Consider the following 15,672-nt stretch of genomic DNA (forward strand, 5'->3'; position numbering starts at 1 on the left):
AATACACCCCGTGCTTACCCCCACTCCCGCGCCCGGGCCGGAAGAAGGAAGGAGAGCAGGAAGACCAACAGCATGGCTCCTGTAGCGCACCACAAGGTGCGCTGGAGGGCCAAGGTGAAGTTCTCACCGTTCGCCCGGGAGCTGGCGTGCTCGAACACCGTTGCCATCCGCTTACTGACAGAGGCCGGCACCTGGGCAGTCGAGCCGTCTCCGGACCTGGCGCCACTGCAGCTCGCGGGCTTCTGCGACGGGTCCTTCGCCACCATCCGGTCGTGGTAACAGGACCGGAAGGTCGCGATCACTTGGTCTTGGACGGTGCCGGGTACGTTCACCGCCGACATCTCGACCCTCAGCTGCGGGGCCACCCGGTCCGCGACACCGGTGGACTGGGAGCCGAGCAGTGAGAAGAAGATGACGCCGAGGACCGCGATGCCGGCCGAGGCCCCGACCTGGGTGATGACGTTCACCAGACCCGACGCGGACCCAATCTCCCGCGGCTCCACGGCCGCCAGCACAATACCGAACAGCGAGGAGACAACGGCCCCCATGCCGAGGCCGGCGGCCAGCAGGCTGGGCAACATCTGCCAAGACGAGGTGTTGGTGCCCTCATAGTGGAGCGTCAGGATGAGTCCGATAAAGGCGGCACACATGATCAGCGCCCCGATGCTGAGCAGCTTGCGGCCGAGCTTGGGAGCGAGGACCGCGCCGGAGACCGCCGAACCAATCGCCATACCAAGCGACCAGGGCAGGGCGGTAAGGCCCGCGTGCATGACCTCGAAACCGCGGCCGATCTGCAGGTACAGCATGAAGACGAAGAAGAACCCGATCAGCCCGGCGAAGAACAGGAACCCGATGAGCAGCCCACCATTGAAGGGGACCTTACGGAAGAGACTCATCTCGACCAGCGGCGACTTATTGGCGCGGCCTTTGCGGATCTGGACGAAGGCGAAGAGCGCGAGCACCGGAACCGACATCGCCATGGACACGTACGTCCACGCCGGCCACCCCAGGTCTCGCCCCGTGAGCAGCGGGTAGACCAGCAGCAGCATGGCTGCCGCGACCAACAGACTGCCCACGATGTCGACCCGTTGCACATGCTCGGACTTGGTGTTCTGCACGTATAGGGCGGCGCCGACCAGCGCGATGATCCCGACCGGGATGTTCACGAGGAAGATCGACCGCCACTCCAGACCGAACAAGTCGGCCTTGATCAGCAGCGCACCGAGCATGGGCCCACTGACCACGGCGAGGCCGGAGACCCCACCGAACATGCCGGCCACCATGGCCCCTTCCTTGGGCGGGAAAGTCGCCATCAGAGTGGAGAGCACCTGCGGCACCATGAGCGCGGCCAACGCGCCCTGCAGCACGCGGGCGCCGATCAGCATCCCGGGACCCTGGGCCGCTCCGCAGAGGACCGAGGAGAGCACGAAACCAGCCACGCCGATCATGAACAGGTTCTTACGGCCGAAGATGTCTCCCAGCCGACTACCAGTGATCAACACCAGCGCGAACGCCAGCGCGTACCCGGAGGCCACCCACTGGGCATCGGAGTCGCTCGTCCCTAGGTCCCTCTGCAGTGACGGGATAGCCACGTTCACGATGGTCCCGTCGAGGAGGTCCATGAAGCTCGCCAGGAGCAAGACGATGAGCGCCAACCACCGTCGAGAGCCCTGGGCTACGCCGCTGCCCGGACCGGCCGGCACTTCCACATCGATTGCAGTCACATCTGTCTCCTCGTTGCTTGCTCACGTCCGGACGGCCATACCGCGTAACAGCCAGGGGCGAGACAGCCACATTGCTTGCTGGCCCACACCGGCAAGATGAACAGCGGTTCTCCACCCGGACCAGGGTTGGACCTGGATCAGGGAGAGCCAGAAGAACTAGCAGCACGGTTGAGAACTCGACCGTCATGAAGTATCTTACCTTACGAGCTAAGATACTAGGGAGGCTTCAGCACACATGTCAACTGGCTTGCCCCCAAGGGAGGACCTCGTCGGTGCGCTCTCGTGGAAAATGCGCCGCCTCAGTGGTGAGACCGTCCTGTTCCACCAAGCGATTGCCGACCGACTGGGCATCAATCCAACTGACTTGAAGTGCCTCGACCTCGCATCCTCCGGCCCCGGGCCGCTCACCGCAGGTCGGCTGGCCGAGGTCTCAGGACTCACCTCCGGCGCCATCACCGGAGTGGTCAACCGCCTGGAGAAGGCCGGACTGGTGAGCCGGGAACAGGATCCGAATGACCGGCGAAAGGTGATCATCGTTGTCAACCCGAACGGGCCCGACAAGGTCGTCGGACTCTTCGGTTCGATAACGGACTCGATGATGGAATTGTGCTCCCGCTACGACGACCACGAGCTGGCACTGGTCCTCGACTTCGTCAACCTCGCGGCGCAGGCCACCCACAACGAGGCGACGAAGCTCCAGCAGAGCACCGGTATGCACGCTGCCTGCAGCTGACACCGCACCCGATACCGATCAAGGAAACCGCCCACTGGCCGCTTCGGTGGGGATACCGCTGCCCCCCGTCAGAGATATCCCCACCGAAGCTTCATCGGCTCCGAATCAGGCGTGCGGCCCATGAGAACGAAGGAGCGCGATGACGCACTTAAAGATCGATCGACCGCGGCGCATGACACTAAAGGGGGTGGAAACCGTCCGGTCCTTCATGGCCAGGGGCCGCATCCAGGTGATCGGAACGGACGACGACAACGTCACGCTGGAAGTGTCCGAAATCGACCAGCACCCGATCAGCGTCCAGCACCGGGACGGCCTGCTCTTCCTAGCGCACCACCGCACCAGCCGGCAGCCGGCCGCGAAGGGCCGACTACGCCACCGACCATCCCAACATGCCGTCATATCCCTTGCAGTGCCCCACGATTGCAATCTCGATTTATGGTCCGTGTCCGCCGACGTACTGGCCGACGACAGCCGGGGCGAAGTCCAGGTGCACAACAGGGAAGGCGGAACCACGCTGAACCAGCTGTCCGGCGCGGTCGAGGTGGAGACCTCCTCGGGGCACGTGGACGCCATCAACCTGAGCGGCGACGTCGAGATCCGGTCGGTCTCCGGCACTGTCGTCCTGTACGCCACACCCCGCCCGACCCGTGCACTGAAACTGTCGAGCGTGTCAGGTGACATCAGCGTCTTCCTACCAGACACAACTCACGCCAGGGTTCACCTGGAATCCATCACCGGACGAATATCCAGCCAGTTCAGCGGAATCACCCCAGTCAAGATGCCAGGACACCACAAAGCCAAAGGCGACATCGGCAACAACAGCGGCAGCGCCTCACTATGGGCCAGTAGCGTCTCCGGCCGCGTCGCACTACTCAACGGCGACAACCTGCACCACCACCCGAACCCAGCCCACTAACCTCGCACCCACATAAAAAACCCGACCCCCGACCCCAGACAAGACACAAACTGAACCGTTCCGGGTTTGGTAGAGATCTCATGTTGTGGTTGTGACCTGGGGTTTCGTGTTCGCGAGGTAGTAGTTGGTCTCGTATTCGGCGGGTGGGATGTGCCCTATTTCACCGTGGAGCCGGCGGTGGCAGTACCAGTCCGCCCACTCTGCGGTGGCGAGTTCGACCTGGGCAAGGGTTCGCCAGGGCCGTCCGGGTTTGATCAGCTCGGTCTTGAACAGGCCGATCGTGGACTCCATGAGGGCATTGTCGTAGGCGTCGCCGACCGAGCCGATCGAGGCGGCGATACCTGCGGCGTCCAGGTGCTCTGCGAGCCGGAAACTCGTATATTGCGACCCGGCATCGGAATGATGTATCAACTCGCCTGCCTGGTGCGGGTGTTCGTCTCGGTCGCGTTGCCACAGGGCCATGTCCAGGGCGTCCAGGACAAGCGTGGTCTCCTTCGATGTGGCTGCGGACCAGCCGACGATCCTGCGGGAGAAAGTGTCCACGACGAAAGCGACGTAGACCACTGCCGACCAGGTGCTGATGTGGGTGAAATCCGCGACCCAGCAGCGGTTCGGGGCCGGCGCGACGAAGTTGCGGTCCAGCAGGTCCGGTGCCCGCTCGACGGAGCTGTCCGGGGTCGTGGTGATGATCTTCTTTCCGCGGACGGCGCCGGTGACGCCGAGCTCGCGCATGAGGCGTTCGACGGTGCACCGGGCCACGACGTGGCCTTGGCGGTGCAGCTCACGCCAGACCTTCCTGGCCCCGTAGACACGGTAGTTGACCTCGAAGATCTGCTGAATGAGCGGCTTCAGCTCGGCATCGCGGACGGTGCGGACCGACGGGGCCTTGAGTCGTTTGTGGTGGGCGTAATAGGTGGAGGGGGCGATCTTGCAGTCGTGCTCGGTAAGCACGCGGCAGATCGGCTCGACACCGCCGAAGCGGGCCCGGTGCTCGTCGATGAACGCTACGAGCGTGTGTGTGGCCGGTCGAGCTCGGCCGCGAAGAAAGACGCCGCCGCCTTCAGGATGTCGTTCGCCCGCTTCAGCTCGGCGATCTCCTTCTTCATCGCCTTGATCTGCGCGGACTCCTCCGTGGTCGTCCCCGGACGCTTCCCGGAGTCGATCTCATCGCGCTTCACCCAGTTCCGCAGGGTCTCGGCCGAACCGATGCCCAGCTTCTGGGCGACCGCCCGCAGTGCGGCCGACTCGTTCGGATAGTCACCACGGACCTCGGCGACCATACGTACCGCTCGTTTGCGCAGCTCAACGGGATAGGAGGAAGGAATCTCAATGACCGAGTCAAGCCGTCTGCGTGACCGACGGGGCGGAGGTGAACAGCCTCTTGTCACGCAGCATCGCCCACAGAACATCGACCCGTCGCCTGGCCAGCGCGAGCAGGGCCTGGGTGTGCAACAGCCCTTCGCCTCGTTTCTTGAGGTAGTAGTCCCGGGAGGGGCCAGGCCGCATCATCGCGGTCTGCGCGGCCAGGTAGAAGATGTGTCGCAGACGCCGGTTGTAGCGCTTGGGGCGGTGGTAGTTGCCGCTGCGGCGGCCGGAGTCCCGCGGGACCGGGGCCAGGCCCGCGTGCGAGGCGAGGCGGCCGGCGTCCTTGTAGCCGGACAGGTCGCCGACGATGGCGACGAACTCCGCGCCCAGGATGGGGCCCATGCCGGGCATCGACTCGATGATCTGGGCGCGTTCGTCGGCGCGGAAGGTCTCGCGGATCTCCCGGTCGTTGTCCTTGATCCGCTCATCCAGAGTCAGAAGCTGGTGGGCGAGATCGCAGACCAGCTTCGCGGCACGCTTCTCGCCCGGCAGCGCGGTCATCTGCGACTGGGCGGCCTCCACTGCCTTCGCCGCTACGGCCTCAGCGCCGCGGACCTTGCGGCGCTCCAGCCAGGTCGTCAGCCGCTTGACGCCGATCCGTCGCAGGGCGGCCGGAGTCTGGTACTCGGTCAGCATCACGACCGGACCCTTGGCTGCGGAGTAGTCGAAGGCCCGCTCCAAGGCAGGGCAGATGCCCACCAGCAGGTCGCGGAGCCGGTTGATCAGACGGACCCGGTCGGCTATCAGATCGGCCCGGTAGTGCGTCAGCACCTGAAGAGAGCTGACCAGCTCCGGTGGCGTGGCCAACGGGACGAAGTCCCGGCGCATACGTGCCTGGTCGGCGATGACACGGGCATCCTTCGCGTCGGTCTTGCCCTCGCCCCGGTAGGCGCCCGACATGCGGTTGACCGTCCGTCCAGGTACGTAAACCACCTCCTGGCCGTGCGCGATCAGCAGCGCCAACAGCAGGGTGGAAGCCCGGCCGGAGATATCGACCGCCCACCTCACTTCACCTGCCCGTTCTCGGGCGGTGTCGATGAGCGTGAGGATCTGCGCTTCGTCGTTGATCACCTTCGTCGAGAACATCGTCTCGCCGTCGGCATCGACGGCCACAGCCCAGTGATGCCCCTCGCCGGCATCGATGCCGACCCATATCCGCTCGTGAGACGTACTCAAGCCCGTCGCTCCGTATCCCTCGTGACCAGCACTACATGGTCCGAAGGACACCCCGCCGACAGGTCCCTAACCAGCGATGACCGCAGTTCTCAATCAGTGGTCGGAGCGTCCCGGAGGACCGGGCGGCCATTCCTTCCGAGCCCTCGAGGGCAACGCGCCATCAGCCATACCCGGTCCTCCCGGACCGCCTCACATTCTTAGGGACGTGCCATGACTCAATCCTTTCACGGAATCGAGTCTCTACCGAACCCGGAACGGTTCAGTCGCACAGATGCTGCGGATCTCCCAGCGCACCGTGGAGCGGTACGTGAAGAACCAGATCAAAAAACCCCGCCCGGACCTCGCCGCACGCCTGGAGCGCGAGGTGAAGGGCCGGTGGCAGCCGCAGATCCGGGCCAAGGCGAGGGAGAAGGCGGCGAGCACCGGCGGCATCGTCATCGATGTCCACGCCCGCCTCGGTTACGTCGCGCCGATCGGGACTACGGACCAGGACCGTGTCCGGCCTCTCACCGTAGCCCTCCCGCCCCAGCACGCGGCTCGCCTCTTCGACGCCCAGCAGCGGGGCGAAGGCGATGACCGACTGCGCGAACTCACCGCCGAAGCACTCAAGGAGGTGTACTTCCAGGACGGCGGCCGCCGCGCAGGCTCCCTGGATGAAGTACAGATCAACGACGTGCTGGACCTGGAGTTCGAGCTGTAGGCCGTAGCCCGAGCAGCCCGCGGGCCGCGCACCGGCATCCGCGATACGGTCCGGGGCCCGCTCGCGTATCCGCGGGAGGATGTTCCTTCACGCGATGTCGGCCCAACGACGGGCAGGCGCCCGTTCACCCGCCCATGACGATGTAGACGAATGAGCGCGGGGCGACAACAAAGTCGAGACGTCCCTCAGGGCGGGACCGACCCCAGCCGTCGCCGGACCCCGGTTCGTCCGTACCGGGGTCCGGCGGCCCACCCCGGCGATACCGTGGTGACACACGCCAGATGACAGCCCAGGAGCCCCGGATGAGCCAGCAGCCGGCCCCAGCGCCCGCCCGCCAGCCCCTCGATGAGCACGCCGCCGAATCGGCCCGCGCGTACGCGGCCGCCGAGCGGGCCAAGACGGACGTCCTCGCCTCGGTCCTGGAGGACATCGCGGCCAACGGCTACCCCTCGCCCGAGACCGGAGTGCCTTGGGAGACAGCCCGTGACGCGCACCTCGCCCGGCTGGCCGACGAGCAGCCCCGTGTCGCCTGAGCACAGTCCGCGCCGCTCGCGCGTCATCACGGTGGAGCCCGCGCTCACCCAGCTTTCCAAACTCACCGCGAGCGAGACGCACCGCCTGGACCGCGCGATCGTCGCGATCAGCGTCAACCTCGAGCTGGGCACCGAAGTGCCCGGCACCTTGCTGCGCGACTACACGGACGAGGTCGACGGCGTACGGGTCATCTACTTCGTGACAGCCCTTCAGACGATCACGATCGTGGCGTACGTCGAAGCCTGAACACGAAGCAGAGCCCCGGACCAGATCGGGTCCGGGGTTCTGCTGTGTCTGCTGCTCGGTTGCTGCTGTGGGTGTGTCGGGCTGCCGGAAAGCGATGACATTCGAGAGGCCGGCCCAAGCGCCACACGGCTGCTGCGCGGTGCCTCTCTTCGGCACAGTGCGCAAGTCCCTCTACCGTCACCGGCGAGCCGCGCACCCGATGGCCTTCAATTCGTGAGCCTCTTCGCCGCTCTCAAGCCTCTGGAGGCCCATAGGCCAACGCCGGTCACGGGCGGACGGGGGATGGAGTGCGGGTGCCCGATTCTTTCTCGCCGTCGAGCACCCGCACCCATTACCCGGGCTGCTGTGTGACGAGCGTGCCCGGGGGCTTTGTGTCGTTGCCACTGGCTGGGCCTTCGGGTCCACTGGTCGCCGGTGGGACAGTGGGCGTGGTCGCCTCGGTGCTGGAACTCCGTGTTCAGGCAGCAGATCCCCGCCGGCCCGGGATGGGAGCCCAGCAGTACCCGGCGAAGCCAGTCCATCAATCGGTCATCGTCATTCCTTCTGGCGTGTGCGAGTCGCAGCGGTTCGTGCAGCCTGGCAGGAGCTTCGAAGCGGGAGGCCGCGGTCACACAAGGCGTCCGGCGTGCAGTCCCGGCAGCAGGTCACGTGCTCCAAGTACAGGGTGTAGGCCGCCTGGGCCCGACAGGCGTAGCTACCGGGCACGTCCACGGGGCCGGGTGCGGCGTTCACGAAACCTGTCCTGTCGGGGCAGCAACGCCTGTGAGGACGTAGAGCGGGCGCAGGCCGTGGTCTGCCGCGCACTGCCTATGTGCGTACACACTGCGGGCCGGGCCGCTGGCGGAGGGCACCATACGTACACAGACGTCCGCACCCGGCTCGGGGCAATAGGTGCAGTCCGGTTGCCGGTCGTCCCTGCCTGTGTCGTCTGTCATCGCGCACACCCCGAGTCGCCGTGGATCAGGTCTCTGTCCAGCGTGACCGCCAGGGGACGCGGGAGTGCTCACAGATCTGTGAGCACGGTGAGCTGGTCTACAGGCCGATCCAGGCGGCCAGGTGGGACAGCGTGTCAGGGGTACGGCGGGAGATGTGGACGAGGCCGCTGATGGTTTCGCGGGCGCCCGGGTGGTACCTGGTCTGTTCGGGTGCCGCCTTGCGGGCTGTGATCAGGGATCTCAGTGCGGCCTCTGCGTGACCGGTCTCCATCTCGGTGCGGGCCTTGTCGATGAGGAAGTGAGACCGCCGGGAGGTCGCCAGCCCTGAGGGGAGGCGGATCTGCCGGGCTTGGGTGAGTGCGTCGTCGTACTCGTGCATTTCGACTGCTGCCGACATCTTGTGCATGGCGACGTTCGTCGGCCCGAAGGACAGCCAGTGAATGTTCGATGCGTCGCCGACGCGCTGCGCGAGCGCGGTGGCTTCGCCGATGTGCCGCTCGACGGCATCCGAGTCTTCCGCTCGGGCTGCGATGACGGACGCCCCGAGGTGGAGTTGGCCAGTGACCGCGAGGGACTCGCGTGTCGACTTGGCTTGGCTGACTGCGGTGTGTCCTGCGGCGATAAGGCGCTGGCCGATGCGGTATTCGCCCTCGCGGAAGTAGACGAGCGCGCGCATGTACTGGCGCACGGCGGCCAGGCAGGGATCTGATGCCCTCTGGGCGGCCCAGTCCATGCGGTCGAGGGCCACGGCGGACAAGTCGTAGTAGCCGAGCTTCACGGACACGTCGTGGGCGGTCCGGTAAGCCGAGGCGAGAGCTTGCCACAGTTCGGTGACCGGCGACCGGTACGCTGCAGTGGTCAGTTCGCTGATCACACCGGGCAGGCCTCGTGCCGCATTGCGCAGGTGAGTCGCCCGGACCATCTCGCAGAGGGCGTTGGCCGCAGCGATGAGCTCGCTATTCGCGCGGACGGCCACGTCCGGGTCAGCGCCGAGGTCGTAGAGGTCAAGTGATTCCCGGATGGGCCTGACCAGTTCGGCCAGTCGGTCCTGCTGGAGTTCGGTCACGTAGGGCTGTCCTGTCAGGACGGTGACGTCGATCCTCAGAGCGCGCGAGACCGCTGCGACGAAGTCTGTGCTGGCGGGGCGCGCGCCGCACTCGACCTGGTTGAGGAGGCTGTAGGAGTAGGGGATTCGGTCGGCCAGCTCGCGCTGGGTGAGCCTGGCGAGTTTCCTCTGCTCCCTGATGCGGGCACCCGTGTGGTCATCGTCCAGTGTGGGCATACTGGTCTCCGTTCCTGACTCGTCATCTGGAACGGTACCCGCGCCTCCGCATGCTGGACTCTGCGTCGCCCCCGAACCCATCCGGTTCGGGGGCGATTGCTTGTGATCCACTGAGCGGCATGACCTCACGGACCCTGTACCTGTTCGGCTCCGCAGCCCCACCGGTCTTCGACGTCGCCCATGTCATCGAGGATGCTCAGGCCCGCAGCTGGGACGTGTGCCTGGGGTTGACGCCGAGCGCGGCCCGCTGGCTCGACAACAGCCTGGACGGCCTGGCCGCGCTGAGCGGCCACCCAGTGCGCTCCGAGTACAAGATGCCCGGTGAGCCCGACGTGTGGCCGACGGCGGACGTCATCCTGGTGGCGCCAGCCACGTTCAACACGATCAACGAGTGGGCGCTCGGACTGAGCAGCAAATTCGTCGTAGGAGTCGCAGCGGAAAGCATCGGGAAGAGGATTCCGCTGGTGACGATGCCGTGCGTAAACGCGGCTTACGTGCAGCACCCGGCATTCGCTACCTCGGTGGAGACCCTCGCTGGGGCTGGGGTGACAGTGCTGTATGGGAAGGGCGGCTTCGTGCCGAACGAGCCCGGCGAAAAGCGTCCGTTCCCGTGGGCGACTGCTCTCGACGCGGTAGAGACAATGGTCAGTTCGGGGCCGTGACATGCATGGCTTCCTCCGGCCCCTCCCCTTGTCGCGCCGCGCTCTCGCGCGGCCCTGGACCGGGCCATCCGCAGGCCTGCGTTGACGGGTCTGCGAGGACCATGTAGCAGCTGCTCGTTGAGGTGGGCGGCAGCGATACAGGGCGTAGCCACGGCCTGCCGCTTAGCGATCCGGCCGTGGCTACGGACATCCTGATGAAATGAGTATGGCGCCTGACGCCGCCGCAGGCTGACCTGGTATCGCATCGTCGGGGCCGGTTCACCTACGCCGCCTAATCCGGGAATATCGGCCTGTCCGACCTGGCAGACGAGATCTTCGACCTGCACAACGGCTCGCAGCAGGCAGCCCCGCAACTGAGTCCCCGGCCACACTTGGGTCTCTGCTTCAGTCCCTCGGTAAATCTGCAGCTCAGAGCCCTTTTTCCTGTTCAGTGGCGGGACTGAAGGGACTGAAGGGACCAAACCTTCCAGTTCTGTTCATCACGGGTGCGTGCGTATGCACCCGCGCGTAACAGAGGTACATCCTCATGAGCTGTTCATAACTGGGGTTTTCAGTCCCTTCAGTCCCTGGTTTTCGTGCTAGAACCTTCTGACCTGCGCTTTTATGGCAGGGACTGAAGAGGGACCAAAGTGCGGTGAGTCTTTCGGTCCCTACCTCCTGCGACACTCCCCGAGCCCCGACACGCCCGGACCCGGATGCCACCAGTAAAACCTGTCAGGCCTCTGCGCAGCCCAACTCCCATGAGGGTCACAGGGACTGAAGGGACTCAACTTGGCAAACGACTCCACCAGCGCCGAAGCAGCTGTTGTACGCTCTGAACTGATTGGAAATCTCAGTCCCTTCGGTCCCTCATCTTGCAGTCGCAGGCCTGTGAACTGGTCTTTTGTCGCAGGGACCGAATAAGGAGTTAGCCCCCCGACAAGGACGATCAGCGTGGCGCGTCAGCACGAGACCAGTGGCCCCCAGCCGGCGGGAACCACCAGTCCCTACGACAGCGCCTACTGGTGTGCAGCTAACGGCTGGCCCGTCCACCCCCTGGCCACTGGCCGTAAAACCCCCGCGGGGAACTGCCCGACGTGCCGAGACGAGCCCCACAGCCCATCGGATTGCCCCTGCATCCCCGCTGGACTCTGGTGTCACAGCTTTCACGCTGCGACCACGAAACCGGACCTTCTCAAGACTTGGTGGGGCAAGAACCCCACACTCGGCGTCGGCGTTTCTTGCGGCCCAGCCGACCTCGTCGTCCTCGACATCGACGCACATAGCGCTGAAGTCCCCCACCGTGACCGGCTCCTCCCCGGCATTCCCATCCACGAGAGCGTCAACCTGACAGGTCTTGCTTCTGGGTTCGACACCCTCGCTCTGCTGGCAGCGCTTCGAGGCCAGAACAATCCGGCAGACGACGCCACCACCTTGCGCGTACGAACTCCGTCCGGTGGCCTGCACGTCTGGTACCGCACACCGTCAGAAGGACCCCGCTACCGCTCCTCGGTCGGATCCAGCCCCAAAGTCGCCCTCGCCTGGCAGGTCGACGTCCGCTCCACCGGCGGCTACATCGTCACCCCCGGAACACGCACATCCGCCGGGACATACACGCCAGTCGGCCCAGCACGACTCCCGGCAACTCTCCCCGACTGGCTGACAACAGAGCTCCAGCGCACCGGCCACACAGTGAACAAGCAGCCCGCTCACGTCCCGATGCCCCGCCCCGGAGCAACCCGACCAACCAGGCACCGCGCCAACCGGCTCCTGGAGCCGCTCCTTGCCGAGGTCGAAGCATGCGCGGCAGCCCCAGAAGGAACAGCGTTCACCGAAAAACTGAACCGCGCCGCATACACCGCCGGTGGCCTCATCGCCGCCGGTCACCTGACCGAGGACCTAGCCCGAGACCTGCTCACCACCGCGGCCGACGCCGCACGTCCGAACCGCAGCCGACACAGCCTCACCGTCATCGCCTCTGCCCTGTCCGCCGGCGCAGCCCGGCCGCTTCACCTAAAGGGACGCCCATGAGCAGCGCCGACATCCCACGCTTCGACGCCACTGCCGCGGCGCAGCAGATGCTCGCTCTCGAATTCCAGGCGGAGTCGCCCAGCCTGCCCGCACAGCAGATCGCCTCAGCGGTGCAAGGGCCGTCCCTCCCGGCGGGTCAGCTCCCAGGGCTGCTCACCGACCGTGGTAACGCGAAGCTGTTCGCGGTGATGTTCGGTGACCAGTTTCGTCATGTCGAGGGTCTTGGCTGGTACCACTGGGATCAGTACCGGTGGAAACGGACTGGCGGGGAAAAAGCTGCTGTCTGGGCAGCAGGTGACCTGGCTGAGCAGATGCCGTCCACGGACCCCAGCGGCCAGTTCAGTGACCGTGACCTTGCTTCCCACCGGCGGCGTTCGATGTCGACCCCCGGCATCAAGGCGATGCTCACTCAGGCCAAGGCGTCCCCGGCACTGGCTTTGGATCCTGATGTCCTGGACGGGGACCCCTACGCGTTGTGCACTCCTGCGGGCGTAGTTGATCTGCACACCGGGAACCTCCACAAGCCGGATCCCGAAGCGGACATGCACTCCCGGGCCACCAGCGTCGCTCCTGAAATGATGCCCACCCCCCGCTGGCACCGTTTCCTGCACGACACCTTTGGCGAGGACGCCAAAGGCGAGGAGACCATCAACGGGCCTTGACCCCGAATCCTGAACACGGGTTATGCGGCTTGTGCCAGCGTAGTTGGTGTGCGGTGGAAGGCGTTCTCGAAGTCGATTGGTGATCGTTGTCCGAGGCGGGAGTGTCGGCGTCGGGTGTTGTAGCGGTGGAGCCATCGGAAGGCGTCGAGGCGGGCCTCGCGCTCGGTCGGCCAGCTCTTTCGTCCCTGTAGGGTCTCGCGTTTGAAGGTCGCGTTGAAGGACTCGGCGAGTGCGTTGTCCGCGCTGGACCCGACCGAGCTCATGCTTCGCCGAACCCCTGCTGACCTGCATGCTTCGGCGAATGCCCTGCTCGTGTACTGGGCTCCGTGGTCGGTGTGCATGATCGATCCGGCGAGGCTGCCGCGGGTGCGGATCGCCGCGGCCAGGGCGTCGGTCACGAGGTCCGCGCGCATGTGGCCGGCGATCGCCCAGCCGGCCAGACGGCGCGAGGCGAGGTCGATGACGGTCGCCAGATAGCAGAACTTCCCGCCCTCGATAGGCAGGTAAGTGATGTCGCCGACGTACTTCGTGTTCGGCTTGTCCGCGGTGAAGTCGCGGCGGATCAGGTCCGGCGCCTTGGTCGCAGCCGGATCGGGGACGGTGGTGCGGTGCCGTCGGCGCAACCGGACCCCTTCGATTCCCGACTCCCGCATGATCCTGGCGACCCGCTTGTGGTTGACCGCCGCACCGTTCTCCTCGCGCAGCTCGGCGGTGATCCTCGGGGCTCCGTAGGTGCCGTCCGATTCCTGGTGCACCGCCCGTATCCGGGCGGCCAGGCGGGCGTCGGCCACCTGCCGGGCGGCCCGGTCCGTGGCTGTCCGGCGCCAGTAGTAGAAGCTCGAGCGGCTGACGCCAAGGATGCTGCAGAGCCGCTTCACGCCGTAACGGCGCTGGAGGTCAGCGACACACTGGAAGCGGTTCACCAGCGCGTCTCCCCGGCGAAATACTTCGCCGCTTTGCGCAGGATCTCGCGTTCCTCCTCCAGCTCGCGGACCTTCTTCCGCAGGGCGGCGTTCTCCGCCTCCAACGGGGCCGGCGGCTGAGAGGGTTCCTGCGTCCGACGTCCTCGGGGACGGCTCACCCCGGCTGCCCGAACCCAGTTCCGCAGCGTCTCCGGGTTGATCCCCAGATCGGCTGCGACCGACCTGATCGTCGCTTCCGGCCGCGACTCGTACAGCGCGACCGCGTCCACCTTGAACTGCGGCGGATAGTTCTTCATCACCACGAGATGTCCGTTCTCAGATCCTCAGGATCCAGTGTCTCGTGTGTCCAACATCAGGGGTCAAGGCCCAACTTCCTCCACCTGCTCCTTGGCTACTCCGTCACGGGGGACGTCGGAGCCCAGGTCCTGCCGTTCCTCTACGGCACCGGCGCCAACGGCAAGTCCGTCCTGCTGGACGTCATGACGCAGATCCTCGGCGACTACGCCCAGGCGGCCCCGCCCGGCTTCCTCATGGAGAAGGGCAAGTTCTCCGAGCACTCCACTGAGCTCACCGAGCTTCACGGTCGGCGCATCGTCGTCTGCTCCGAACTCAAGCCGAACGACAAGTTCGACGAGTCCAGGGTCAAGCTTCTCACCGGCGGCGACCGCATCATGGCCCGCCGCATGCGCCAGGACTTCTTCAGCTTCAACCCCACCCACAAGCTCTGGCTGCTCGGCAACCACCGCCCCGAAGTCGGCACCGGCGGCCACGCCTTCTGGCGACGGATCCGACTGATCCCCTTCGAACGCGTCGTACCCGCATCCCGCAAGATCGACAACCTTGCCAAGGAACTCGTTCAGAGCGAGGGCCCCGGCATTCTGCAGTGGCTCATCGAAGGCGCCAAGCGCTACCTGGACACCCGCGATCCGCTGGCCGGACCCGCCACCGTCCGCACCGCGACAGCCGCCTACGCCACCACCGAAGACCATATCGGCCGATTCCTCACCGAGTGCTGCACCACCGACCACCCCGATCGCGCGACCGGCGACCTCCGTGTAGAGCAAGGCCTGCTCTACACGACCTACAGCAGCTGGTGCAGCGCCGGCGAAGGGATCCGCCCCGCAACCGCCCGTGCCTTCGCCACCCGGGTCCGCCAGGAACTCTCTCTCGCATCTCCCGCCGACATGATGAAATCCAGCGGCAAAAAGTACTACCCCGGCCTCGGACTGCTCACCGATGACGAACCCCACAGCGACCATGACTGACTCTCGCGCCCTGGGCGCGCCCGCTGTCGACACTTACCATGGAGCCGGTGCCGCCACCCGGGATCGTGCTGACCACACCCATCCCGGCCTCCAAGAGGCTGGCCACAATGAAAAGGGGCTGCAGCCATGAGCTCGCTGCTGAACGAGAGCGACCTCCGCCACGAGAACGCTGTGGTGTGGCTGGAGGACCCCGACGACCTCGACTACGTACGCCAGGCCCTCGACAAAACGCCCCGCCGCCGCGGCAAGCCCCGCTACGAACGCGACGGCCGCATGATCGGCTACACCGAACTCGACACGCACGCCGAGTCCGACCCCGACAGCGGCCTCCACCTCCGTAGGGTCTTCTTCCTCCTCCCGCACGACCGCGACACCAATCCCGACGGCCCCTACCACGAAGGCGCCCCCGGAGAAGCCGTCGACCCCGCCACAATCGAGCCCCGCCGAGTCGGCGACAAAACCCCACGCTCCCAGCGCGGCCCCGCAGCGATAGCAACCACCAGCTGAGAGCAGCTGCGGGAGCACGCCTTGATTTCAGC

Annotated in this window: 12 protein-coding genes and 3 pseudogenes; 10 read left to right on the top strand and 5 right to left on the bottom strand. The window is 65.9% G+C overall.

Annotated elements, in window-relative coordinates; all coding sequences use genetic code 11:
- Positions 1–14 precede the first annotated feature (14 nt).
- Positions 15–1,724 (bottom strand): MFS transporter, encoded by a 1,710-nt coding sequence (locus tag OG210_RS32980; RefSeq protein WP_328335935.1) that lies wholly within the window; start codon positions 1,722–1,724, stop codon positions 15–17.
- Between the two features lie 235 nt (positions 1,725–1,959).
- On the opposite strand from OG210_RS32980, the gene OG210_RS32985 reads away from it, so the two are divergent.
- Complete coding sequence (locus OG210_RS32985) at positions 1,960–2,457, top strand: MarR family transcriptional regulator (protein ID WP_328335934.1); 498 nt, start codon at positions 1,960–1,962, stop codon at positions 2,455–2,457.
- A gap of 139 nt (positions 2,458–2,596) precedes the next feature.
- Complete coding sequence (locus tag OG210_RS32990) at positions 2,597–3,373, top strand: DUF4097 family beta strand repeat-containing protein (protein ID WP_328335933.1); 777 nt, start codon at positions 2,597–2,599, stop codon at positions 3,371–3,373.
- Between the two features lie 78 nt (positions 3,374–3,451).
- Here the strand turns inward: OG210_RS32990 and OG210_RS32995 are convergent.
- Together OG210_RS32995 and OG210_RS33000 are read right to left on the bottom strand one after the other, a co-directional pair.
- Positions 3,452–4,653, bottom strand: a protein-coding gene (locus tag OG210_RS32995; RefSeq protein WP_328335932.1) for an IS3 family transposase whose coding sequence is annotated in 2 segments (ribosomal slippage) — positions 3,452–4,422 and positions 4,422–4,653 — 1,203 coding nt in all. Because the reading frame shifts where the segments join, the coding sequence is not laid out codon by codon here.
- Between the two features lie 58 nt (positions 4,654–4,711).
- Positions 4,712–5,914, bottom strand: a complete 1,203-nt coding sequence (locus tag OG210_RS33000; RefSeq protein WP_331719778.1) for an IS110 family transposase — start codon at positions 5,912–5,914, stop codon at positions 4,712–4,714.
- Between the two features lie 259 nt (positions 5,915–6,173).
- On the opposite strand from OG210_RS33000, the pseudogene OG210_RS33005 reads away from it, so the two are divergent.
- The 3 genes and pseudogenes from OG210_RS33005 to OG210_RS33015 all read left to right on the top strand — a co-directional run.
- Positions 6,174–6,614, top strand: a pseudogene (locus OG210_RS33005) (XRE family transcriptional regulator); the annotation flags it as partial.
- A 302-nt stretch (positions 6,615–6,916) separates the two neighbouring features.
- Positions 6,917–7,147 carry a hypothetical protein gene (locus OG210_RS33010; RefSeq protein ID WP_328335931.1) on the top strand — a complete coding sequence of 77 codons (231 nt, stop codon included), beginning with the start codon at positions 6,917–6,919 and terminating at the stop codon, positions 7,145–7,147.
- A complete protein-coding gene (locus OG210_RS33015) occupies positions 7,137–7,394 on the top strand; it encodes a hypothetical protein (RefSeq protein ID WP_328335930.1) in 258 nt (85 codons plus the stop codon). Before OG210_RS33010 ends, OG210_RS33015 begins: the two co-directional genes overlap by 11 nt.
- Before the next feature lie 1,032 nt (positions 7,395–8,426).
- Here OG210_RS33015 and OG210_RS33020 read toward each other — a convergent pair.
- Positions 8,427–9,611, bottom strand: coding sequence for a helix-turn-helix transcriptional regulator (locus tag OG210_RS33020; protein ID WP_328335929.1), 1,185 nt, complete (start codon positions 9,609–9,611; stop codon positions 8,427–8,429).
- Between the two features lie 119 nt (positions 9,612–9,730).
- Between OG210_RS33020 and OG210_RS33025 the strand changes: the two genes are divergently transcribed.
- The 3 genes and pseudogenes from OG210_RS33025 to OG210_RS33035 form a co-directional block, all read left to right on the top strand.
- Entirely contained in the window at positions 9,731–10,273 is a 543-nt protein-coding gene (locus OG210_RS33025; protein ID WP_328335928.1) for a flavoprotein, read from the top strand.
- 933 nt (positions 10,274–11,206) lie between these two features.
- Positions 11,207–12,283, top strand: a complete 1,077-nt coding sequence (locus OG210_RS33030) for a bifunctional DNA primase/polymerase (RefSeq protein WP_328335927.1) — start codon at positions 11,207–11,209, stop codon at positions 12,281–12,283.
- Positions 12,280–12,936: pseudogene (locus tag OG210_RS33035) on the top strand (DNA primase); the annotation flags it as partial. The gene OG210_RS33030 and the pseudogene OG210_RS33035, both read left to right, overlap by 4 nt.
- 29 nt (positions 12,937–12,965) lie before the next feature.
- Here OG210_RS33035 and OG210_RS33040 read toward each other — a convergent pair.
- Positions 12,966–14,170, bottom strand: a protein-coding gene (locus tag OG210_RS33040; protein ID WP_328330467.1) for an IS3 family transposase whose coding sequence is annotated in 2 segments (ribosomal slippage) — positions 12,966–13,879 and positions 13,879–14,170 — 1,206 coding nt in all. Because the reading frame shifts where the segments join, the coding sequence is not laid out codon by codon here.
- Between the two features lie 66 nt (positions 14,171–14,236).
- Between OG210_RS33040 and OG210_RS33045 the strand changes: the two are divergent.
- Positions 14,237–15,133, top strand: a pseudogene (locus tag OG210_RS33045) (phage/plasmid primase, P4 family); the annotation flags it as partial.
- Between the two features lie 126 nt (positions 15,134–15,259).
- Positions 15,260–15,640, top strand: a complete 381-nt coding sequence (locus OG210_RS33050) for a DUF6009 family protein (RefSeq protein ID WP_328335925.1) — start codon at positions 15,260–15,262, stop codon at positions 15,638–15,640.
- The last annotated feature ends 32 nt before the right edge of the window (positions 15,641–15,672 follow it).

It is taken from the genome of Streptomyces sp. NBC_00466, from assembly GCF_041433995.1.
GTDB lineage: Bacteria > Actinomycetota > Actinomycetes > Streptomycetales > Streptomycetaceae > Streptomyces.

Coding starts and splice junctions, on each gene's coding strand:
- OG210_RS32990 (WP_328335933.1), top strand. CDS start 2,597: ATGACGCACTTAAAGATCGATCGACCGCGGCGCATGACACTAAAGGGG.
- OG210_RS33020 (WP_328335929.1), bottom strand. CDS start 9,611: ATGCCCACACTGGACGATGACCACACGGGTGCCCGCATCAGGGAGCAG.
- OG210_RS33050 (WP_328335925.1), top strand. CDS start 15,260: ATGAGCTCGCTGCTGAACGAGAGCGACCTCCGCCACGAGAACGCTGTG.
- OG210_RS33025 (WP_328335928.1), top strand. CDS start 9,731: ATGACCTCACGGACCCTGTACCTGTTCGGCTCCGCAGCCCCACCGGTC.
- OG210_RS32985 (WP_328335934.1), top strand. CDS start 1,960: ATGTCAACTGGCTTGCCCCCAAGGGAGGACCTCGTCGGTGCGCTCTCG.
- OG210_RS33010 (WP_328335931.1), top strand. CDS start 6,917: ATGAGCCAGCAGCCGGCCCCAGCGCCCGCCCGCCAGCCCCTCGATGAG.